The 8,832-nt window shown below is 65.0% G+C and carries 8 protein-coding genes; 1 reads left to right on the top strand and 7 read right to left on the bottom strand.

What is annotated here, in order from left to right; translation table 11 throughout:
• The 5 genes from VLE48_11475 to VLE48_11495 all read right to left on the bottom strand — a co-directional run.
• Positions 1-314 (bottom strand): YbaK/EbsC family protein (locus VLE48_11475; protein HSA93623.1); only part of this gene is annotated, 314 nt, incomplete at its 3' end.
• Between the two features lie 107 nt (positions 315-421).
• Positions 422-907, bottom strand: a complete 486-nt coding sequence (locus VLE48_11480; protein HSA93624.1) for an adenosine-specific kinase — start codon at positions 905-907, stop codon at positions 422-424.
• Positions 908-920: 13 nt separating this feature from the next.
• On the bottom strand, positions 921-1,970 hold the full coding sequence (locus VLE48_11485) for an aldo/keto reductase (GenBank protein HSA93625.1): 1,050 nt from the start codon (positions 1,968-1,970) through the stop codon (positions 921-923).
• Positions 1,971-2,009: 39 nt separating this feature from the next.
• A complete protein-coding gene (locus tag VLE48_11490; protein HSA93626.1) occupies positions 2,010-4,208 on the bottom strand; it encodes a SulP family inorganic anion transporter in 2,199 nt (732 codons plus the stop codon).
• A 111-nt stretch (positions 4,209-4,319) separates the two neighbouring features.
• On the bottom strand, positions 4,320-5,492 hold the full coding sequence (locus VLE48_11495) for a glycosyltransferase (protein HSA93627.1): 1,173 nt from the start codon (positions 5,490-5,492) through the stop codon (positions 4,320-4,322).
• A 178-nt stretch (positions 5,493-5,670) separates the two neighbouring features.
• On the opposite strand from VLE48_11495, the gene VLE48_11500 reads away from it, so the two are divergent.
• The gene (locus VLE48_11500) at positions 5,671-6,126 is read left to right on the top strand and encodes a hemerythrin domain-containing protein (GenBank protein ID HSA93628.1); all 456 of its coding nucleotides are present in this window, start codon (positions 5,671-5,673) and stop codon (positions 6,124-6,126) included.
• Positions 6,127-6,142: 16 nt separating this feature from the next.
• Here VLE48_11500 and VLE48_11505 read toward each other — a convergent pair whose 3' ends face one another.
• Both VLE48_11505 and VLE48_11510 read right to left on the bottom strand, forming a co-directional pair.
• Entirely contained in the window at positions 6,143-7,129 is a 987-nt protein-coding gene (locus VLE48_11505; GenBank protein HSA93629.1) for an aldo/keto reductase, read from the bottom strand.
• 118 nt (positions 7,130-7,247) lie between these two features.
• The coding region (locus VLE48_11510) for a tetratricopeptide repeat protein (protein HSA93630.1) at positions 7,248-8,832 on the bottom strand (1,585 nt) is incomplete at its 5' end.

Consider the following 8,832-nt stretch of genomic DNA (forward strand, 5'->3'; position numbering starts at 1 on the left):
AGATTCCCGAACGGCGGCATGGCCCCGGTTTCGCAGTCAGGAAAGCTCTCCCGGAACTCGGCCTCGGTGGCCAGCGAGGCATGCTTCGCTTTAGCCGCCGCTTTCACCGCGCCCAGGTCCACATGGCGCGACGCCGGCAGCACCGCCATCGCCATCTTGTCGTCAAGCTTGAGGATGACGGTCTTGGCCATCTCCCGGCCGGGAATGTGCGTCAGCGCGGCGATTTCCTGCGCCGTGAATGCGGTCGAATGCGCAATGCTCACGTAGCGAACGCCTTCCTTGTCGAGGAATTCCTTCAGTCTCTGGACCGGCATGGCAACCTCCTTGCTGCCTGGCGGCAGCGTGCACTAAGTCTAGCGCGAAGCGCCTTCGGTTTCAGTGATGCAGGAACATGCGGGGCGTGCGCTCCCTGCCCGGCGTTTCACCTCTTGTATCCGATCTTGCGGAGCAAGTCGTGCCGCGCCCGCTGTTCCTCCGGACCTTCCACTCCCATGGGTGCGTTGCCGTCAATCACTCCCAGGACGCCGCGTCCCTGGGAGCTCTTTGCCACCACGACCTCCACCGGGTTGGCCGTTGCGCAGAAGATGGAGCAGATTTCCGGTACGCGGCCCAGCGCCGGCAGCAGGTTGACGGGATACGCGCCGCGGATCACCAGCACGAATACGTGCCCGGCGGCCAGCGCCTGGGCATTGCGCACGGCCACCGCGCGCAGTTCCTCGTCATTGCCCTCAGTGCGCGTCAGGCAAGGGCCGGAACTTTCATTGAAGGCCAGCCCAAACTTGCATTGCGGCACCGTCCCGACCACGGCCTCGTAGATGTCCTCGACCGTTTTGATGAAGTGCGACTGGCCGACGATGATGTTGGCGTCCGCCGGAAACTCCATGCGCACGGCGTCCAGTTCAAGCATCGAAGACTCCTGCCTACGCCCGGCGGAAGAACAGGGCCTGGCGGGCGATGGGCTCGGTGCGAGCTACCAGCGTGGCCATCTGCGACTCGCTCAGCGGCGTAAAGCGGCGGGCCAGCTCCACATTCTCTTCCAGTTGCGCCACCGAGTCGCAGCCGATGATCACCGTGCTCACCGGCAGCGAAAGCACGTAGTAGAGCGCCTCCCGCATGGCCAGCGTTCCCGGGCGGCTTCCTCCCGCCCATGAAGACGGGTCGCCCGTGGCCGGCGCCCACGAGGCCAGGATGCGTCCGCGCGCAGGTACCTTCATCCCGATGATCCCCATCTGCTTCTCCACCGCCATGGGAAGCAACCGCTCGATGAAACTGCGATGGTGCTTGTCGGCGGCATTCAGCGCCATCAGGATGGTGTCGAACGGAAAGCGCTGGATGGCCGCGATGAGCACCTCCGGGTCGGCGTGCCCGGTCACTCCCAGATAGCGCACCATCTTCTGATCGCGCGCCTGTTGGAGCGCTTCGATGGCGCCGCCTTTGGCGAAGATCTGCTCCACCTGCTCCATGCGCGAGAGGTTGTGCACCTGCCACAGGTCCAGGTGGTCCGTGTTCAGCAGGCGCAGCGATTCTTCCAGCAGCCTGAGTGAGCCGTCTCGCGTGCGGTCGTGCGTCTTGCTGGCCAGGAAGACCTGGGAGCGCCGCCGCTTCATCACCTGCCCGATGTAGCGCTGGCTCCAGCGCGCTTCGCCGCCGTAAGCCGCTGCCGTATCCACGTAGTTCACGCCCAGGTCGAGCGCGCGCTCCACGATGGCGACCGCGGCACTCTCGTTGTCCGGTTGCTCGATGGCCGCTTGCCCGCCCAGGCTGAACAGCGCCGTCTGGTAGCCGGTGTCTCCCAGGTTGCGCGTGGACATGGCCGCGGGTGTGGCTGGATTCTCCGGAAGGGGCGGCAGCGCGGTGGCGCGCGGCTGCACCACACTGCCCGCCAGGAACCCGGCGGTGGCGGCGCCTCCCATCTTCAGGAATTCACGTCGCTTTCGGCTGGGCTCCGCAGGCTGCTGCTTCTCGCTCATCGCACACCTCGCCCTGCGATTATAGTCCGCGGGAAAGCGCTACGACTCCTGCAGCGCGCGCAGTTCTGTGTTGGTGTGGCGCAGGCGGATGGCCAGGGCCTTGGCCAGGCCTTCGAGCAGGTTGATGGCCAGCCGCTTGTGTTCCTCGGCCAGGCCGTCGAACCGCCCGCGAGAGAGCACGAACAGATCGGCGTCGGTATGTGCCACCGCATCCGCCGAGCGCGGCTGCCGGTCCAGGAACGACATCTCGCCGAAGAAATCGCCGCGCCCGAAAGTCGCCAGGTGATGGCCGGCGGTTCCCGGCAACGGCAGCAGGATGCGCACCGCTCCGCGCCGGATCATGAACAGTTCGTCGCCCGTGTCTCCGGCGGCAAAGATCCGCTCTCCCGCCTTGAACGACCGCCGTTCCATGCACGCCTCCAGCGCCGCCAAGGTCTCTTCCTTGCGGGCCTTGAACTGCTCGAACTGGCGCAGGTCGAGCGCCGTTTCCTGTTCTTTCTCCAGCCGTTCCTCTTCCAGGATCTGGTTCTCCACCCACTCCAGCGCCTCATCGAGTTCGCCGAAGATGCGCACGCTCCGCTGCCGCACCAGCCCAACCTGGTCGAAGTACTGCTGCATGTCACGGCCGCTGGGAACGTTGTGTGGAATCTGGCTGAAGATAAGGAAGCCCTTGCGTTCGGCCATGGTGTCTTCGATGCGGTCGAGCATGTGGGCCGCCGTGACGTCCACCGATTGCACCCGCCGCATGTCGAGGATCACATATCTCTTGGTCTTCAGTTCCGGTTCCAGCTCGGTGTACAACTGGTCGGTGGTGCCGAAAAACAGGCTGCCCTGCAGCTCGAAGATAGCCGTCTGGTTGCCCCGCTTCTCCAGGATCTCGATTTCCTGCGGCAGTCGCACCTGCTTGGAGAACATCTGGTTCCCATAAGTCCTGCGCCGCACTACCGACCCGCCGATCTGCTCGCGGATAAACAGCAGGATGGCCAGACCCACGCCAACGGCAGAGGCGGCGATCAGGCTCACCGTTTCCGCCACCACCACCACCGCCACGATCACCACAAAGTCGAGGACGGTGGAACGCGCCTTGAGCAGATGCAGGCTGTTGCGGTCCATCATGCGGAAGCCCACCACCAGCAGGATGCCGGCCAGAGCAGCAATCGGGATCCAGGCGATCAGACTGCCCAGGATGAGGAATGCCACCAGCGCCAGGATCCCTTCGATCAGCCCCGAGAGCCGGGTCTGGGCGCCACTGGTCAGGTTGACCAGCGTCGCGCCCATCTGGCCCGCTCCGGGTACTCCGCCGACCACGGTCGAAGCCACGTTTCCCAATCCCTGCCCGATCAACTCGCGGTTGGAGTTGTGGCGGCTGCGGGTCAGTGCGTCCAGCACCACGCAAGTCTTCAGGGTGTCGATCGAGAGCAACACCGCCAGCGTCAGCGCCGGAATGAACACCAGCTTCAGGTCCGCCGCCTTGAGCGCGCCCACCGCTTTCCAGCGGCCCAGTGTCGCTTCCAGGAAGCCGCCCTCTGAGCCTCCCAGCGGCCCGATGATGAGCTTGTTCCCCGTCACCTCCAGCAGCGACCGGTCCATCAGGCTGAGGGCGAAGTAGGCCCCCACCGCTGCCACCAGGCCCAGGATGGCCGCCGGCACCTTCTTGGTCAGCTTGGGCGCAATCACCATCACCGAGACGGCGACCACGCCCACCACGATCGCGTTCCAGTTCCACTGCCCGGGATTGGAAACTGCCTGCCAGAACTGGGCTCCTTTCGGAACACCCAGAAATTTCGGCACCTGGCTGATGATGATGATGACGCCCACACCGCTCAGGTAGCCGCTCACCACCGGGTAGGGCATGTACTTGATGAGCCGGCCCAGGCCTACCATCCCAAACCCAACCTGCAGGACTCCGCATAGCAGGGCGACCATGACCAACACCAGCACCGCGGACTCCGCGCTGGTTCCCTTCTGTGAGAGCTCGATAGCCAGCGCGGAAAGCACGGCCGCAGCCGGTGCGCACGGCGCCGTGATCAGCCGGTTGGTGCCGCCAAAGGCCGGTGCTACCAGGCCCAGAGCGGTGGTGCCCAGGATGCCGGCAATCGCCCCCTGGGCAGCGTATGCCGCCCCCAGTGGCGCGAAGATGATTACGCCGAAGGCGATGGCCGAAGGCAGGGCCACCAACATGGCGGAAAGGCCGCCCCAAAAGTCGCCGGCCAGGTTTTCGGGCTTCGTGAGGGTCACGGGAAGGCGCGTATCATACCACTGCACAGCGAATGGTGCGATGGCAGGGTGCCGCTGGTCACATGGCAGCGTGCGGCGCAACGGTGGAAGATCGGGCCCGGCGCTGCACTCCTAGCTGGCCATCTCTCGCCCGCGGTCCTGTACTCTCCCCTTCCACTCCCCGCCGCGCCCCGCCCAGTACTGCAGCGCAGAGTGCACCGTCGCCCCCATGTAGAAGAGCGCAACCAACGGCAGCGACAGCGCCCACCACCCCGCCAGACCGTAGAACCAAACCATGGGCAGATAGGCCGCGGTCATGGCCCCCCAAGCCAGCGTCCCAAGCAGCGTGGGCAGCGGCCGGCCGCTTGCCACCAGCGCTACCGGAAGCAGATATGTGGCCACCATTGCGGCCAGCGCTCCCAGCAGCAGCAGGGTTGAGTGCTGCAGTTGATTGAAGGCCGTGCGCGAGATCATGCGGCCGATTGCGGCCGGCGATCCATATTCCCGGATGCTGGCCGTCGTCGGCGTCAGCCCCAGCCACACTCGGCCGCCGGTTTTCTTCACGGCTCGGGCCAGCGCACAGTCGTCGATGATTTCCCCGCGGATGGCGGCCAGGCCTCCTGCACGTTCCAGCGCCTCAGGACGGATCAGCAGGCATCCGCCGGCCGCGCCCGCCGTATCGCGACGCGCATCTGCGATCCAGGTCGGCGGGTAGAGCTTGAAGAAGAAGAACACGAATGCCGGGATCAGCAGCTTCTCCGCCGGCGTCTGGCAGCGCAGCTTGACCATGAACGATGCCAGGTCGTAACCCCCGCGTTCCGCCTGGCCGACCAGAGTCGCCACACTCTCCGGAGCGTGCACCACGTCCGCATCCGTGAACAGGAGAAATCGCGGCTGGAGTTCGCGCGCCCGCTCCACCCCCTGCTCGAGCGCCCACACCTTGCCCGACCATCCCGAGGGCACCGGCCGGCCTTCTGTCACCGTGAGCGCGTCCGCTTTGCCGGCCCGGCCGGCCGCCTCGCGCGCCACGCTGGCGGTTTCATCGCTGCTGCCGTCGTCCACTACGAAGATGTGCAGCGGTCCGCCAAATGTCTGCTGGACCAGCGACTGCACGCTTTGCGCAATGACCGCTGCCTCATCCCTCGCCGGAACCACCACGGCCACGCCGCCCTGGCTGGAGCCCGTCCCTCCACCCTGCGCCGGCGGCTTTGGCACCCGCCAGAATCCGCCGCGCCCCAGCAGCAGGTAGGCCCAACTGATAACGGAAAGGCCTCCGCCCACCGCAGCCAGATCGAGTATTTCCACAGGGCCCAGTCTACGACGATTCCTTCCGGCTCCGGCAACCCGCGCCTCCTGGCCCGCAACTAAGACTGCATATCAGGAAAAAGCCGCTCTCCCGTAAGGGGAGCATTCATAGGCACGACATTTTCATACTGTCCTCGCAGGGTGAGGACACAACTGATCTCGAAGATCAGGAGGCCTTATGGAGAGGCACGATGAGCGTTGGGACATCCTTCTAGAACACAACCGGCTCCTGGACACTCGCTTGTTGGTCTGGGAAATGCTGATGTGCCAGCTCGCCAACCATGATCAGGTTCTGGACGAACGGTTCGCCAAGCTCATGCAATTCGTCCGCGAGGTGCTGGAGCAGGACCTCGTCCGCCGCTCCGCCATCAAGGAAGTCCGGCTTTACGCGCAGTTGGAGCGCGAAGCGCCGCACCTCCGCCGCCTGCTGGCCGAGCTTTACAAGGAGCACGAGGCTCTGTTCAGCAAGCTGGAAGCCATCCACCGCGAGCTGAAGCATGCCACTCCGGAAAGCGCCCAGGTGATTCGCGAGCTCGGCTTCGGCTTCACCCACGCCTTGCGCGCGCACATGCGCCGCGAGGAGCAGGAGCTGATTCCGGCCGCGGAGGCCCTGGAGTACCGCGCCGCAAGCTGACGAGCAGCGCGAAGTTTCAGCGGCCCACCAGCTTTTGCAGCTCTTCGGGATACCGAGCGCCTTGCACCGGAATCTTCGAGGCGGCATGGTCGATTTGGCGGAGGTCGTCGGGCGTCAATTCGACGGAGTCCGCTCCGAGGTTCTCTTCCAGCCGATGCAACTTGGTTGTGCCCGGTATGGGTACGATCCACGGCTTCTGGGCCAGCAGCCAGGCCAGGGCGATCTGCGCCGGCGTCGCCTTCTTTCCCGCCGCGATCCGGCCCAGCAGTTCGACCACGGCCTGATTCGCTTTGCGGTTCTCCGGCGTAAAACGGGGAACAACGTTGCGGAAGTCAGAAGCGTCGAATTTCGTGTTCTCGTCGATCTTGCCGGTGAGGAACCCTCTCCCCAGGGGACTGAACGGAACGAATCCGATTCCGAGCTCCTCGAGCGTCGGTAGTACTTCCGCTTCAGGCTCCCTCCACCACAGCGAATATTCGCTCTGAAGAGCGGCTACAGGCTGCACCGCGTGCGCCCGGCGGATGGTCTCGACGCCTGCTTCTGAGAGGCCGAAATGCCTTACCTTGCCTTCCCGAATGAGGTCTTTCACCACGCCTGCGACGTCTTCGATCGGAACATTCGGATCGACCCGGTGCTGATAGAACAGGTCAATCGCATCCGTCTTCAGGCGTTTCAGCGAAGCCTCGGCGACTTCCCTGATGTGTTCCGGGCGGCTGTCCAAACCGGCCTGCTTCTTGTTCTCGATCCTGAACCCGAATTTGGTGGCGATCACCACCTGCTCACGCACGGGCGCAAGCGCCTCACCGACGAGTTCTTCGTTCGTGAACGGCCCGTACACTTCCGCGGTGTCAAAGAACGTGACCCCGCGCTCCACTGCCGCTCGGATGAGTGCGATTCCCTGCTGCTTGTCCACAGGCGGCCCATAGCCGGAGCTCAATCCCATGCAACCGAGCCCGATGGCCGAAACCTCCAGATCGCTTCTTCCAAGTTTGCGTTCTTGCATGATTTCTCTCCTCCTACGCAGCGCGGTCCATGAGTTTGGTCTGCCCTTCAGAATGCCGGACGCCACGGCTGACTAGGGGCTCGGAATCTGCAAGACCCTTGGCGATATATCAGGGTACTCAAGCGGGCAGGCGCATCTTCTTCAGGAAGGCGGCGTAGCGCGGGTCGCGTTCCAGGCTCCTCAGCAGTGGGTCCCCTTTCATCTCGGAGAGCCCGCCGTCGCGTTGGGCGTAGGCCCGCTCCAGCCATTCGAAAGCGCGGTCGGCTTCCCCGCGGAAGGCGTACACCTCGGCAATCTGGAACGCCGCGTCCGCATGGTACTTTGCCACAAACTCCGCCAGGGCCGCGTCCGCTTCCTTCTTCCGCCCCAGGGCATGATATGCCAGCGCCTGCCCGTACAGGCGCCAGACAGGCTCCGGCTCCCGGTCCATTTCGGCCAGGGCCTCCTGCGGGCGCACCTGCGCCAGGTAGACCCGGCCGAGGAGCGTGTGCGTACCCTGGCCCTCCGGGTTGAGCTCCAGGGCCTTCTTCAAAGCCGCTGCTGCGTCCTCCGGCCGGCCGGCATAGTGGGCATGGATCCCAAGATTGGTGCGGGCAGACACGCTAAGCGGATCCAGCTCTACGGCCCGGCGGTCCAGGGCCAGGGCCTCTTCAAAGCGGCCCAAGGTAAAGGCCAGGGTGCCAGCGCTCCGCATAACTTTGGCGTTTCCCGGCTCCAGGGCCAGCGCCCGCTGGTGGGAGGCATCCGCTCCCGCCCAGTCCCAGTCGTAGGCCTTCTTGATCCATCCCATGGCCGCGTGGGCCTCCGCCAGGTTTGCATCGAGCGCCAAGGCCCGCTCCACCGCCTCCCGTGCCTTCCGGTAGCCCTCCTCAACACGCAGGTAGCCCACATCCGCCTGGCGGCCGCGGACCTCGGCCAGCCCCACCCATGCCGGGGCATAGCCGGAATCCAGCTTGATTGCCTGTTCGTAGTAACCGATCGCCTTCTCCAGGTTTTCCTTGCCGCCCCGCCCGTAAAAGTACCGCCCTTGCAGGTAGACGCTGTAAGCTTCGGCATTCTTACCCGGAGTGGAAAGCGTTGCCGTCTTTCCTCCCAGCAGGGTCGCCTTCAGCGAGCCCGCCACCGAGCGCGCAATCTCGTCCTGCACGGCGAAGATATCGTCGATCTCGCGGTCATAGGTCTCCGACCACAAATGAAACCCGTCGGCGGCCTTGATCAACTGCGCGGTGATGCGCACCCGCTTGCCTTCCCGGCGCACGCTCCCCTCCAGGACAGTGGCCACGTTCAGCTTCTCGCCTACCGTACGCAGGTCCTCGTTCTTTCCCTTGAATTGGAAGGCAGAGGTCCTGGCGGCCACGCGGAGTTCCGGAATCTTGGCTAAGTTATTGAGCAGCTCCTCGGCCAGCCCATCCGAGAAGTACTCTTGATTCTTCTCCTCGCTCATGTCCACAAAAGGCAGGACGGCTATGGAAGGCGCGACCTGGGCTGATTCCGAAGCGGGCCTGCCGCGTCCGAGCCACAGACCGGCAGCCACCGCCAGCACCACCACGGCGACACCGGCCCCGGTCCACAGCCCACTTCGCCGAGGCTTGGCTGCGGCCGCCGCGGCCGCCGCTGCCGCGACCGAGGAAGACACGTAGCCCGACTCGGTGTCCCGCTTCAGGCGCTGCAGATCGGTGCGCATGTCCCCGGCGCTCTGGTAA

Source organism: Terriglobales bacterium (genome assembly GCA_035454605.1).
Classification (GTDB): Bacteria; Acidobacteriota; Terriglobia; order Terriglobales; family Acidobacteriaceae; genus DATMAB01.

Excerpts from the sequence above, each read along its gene's own strand:
- VLE48_11480 (HSA93624.1), bottom strand. The coding sequence starts at position 907 with ATGCTTGAACTGGACGCCGTGCGCATGGAGTTTCCGGCGGACGCCAAC.
- VLE48_11485 (HSA93625.1), bottom strand. The coding sequence starts at position 1,970 with ATGAGCGAGAAGCAGCAGCCTGCGGAGCCCAGCCGAAAGCGACGTGAA.
- VLE48_11500 (HSA93628.1), top strand. The coding sequence starts at position 5,671 with ATGGAGAGGCACGATGAGCGTTGGGACATCCTTCTAGAACACAACCGG.
- VLE48_11505 (HSA93629.1), bottom strand. The coding sequence starts at position 7,129 with ATGCAAGAACGCAAACTTGGAAGAAGCGATCTGGAGGTTTCGGCCATC.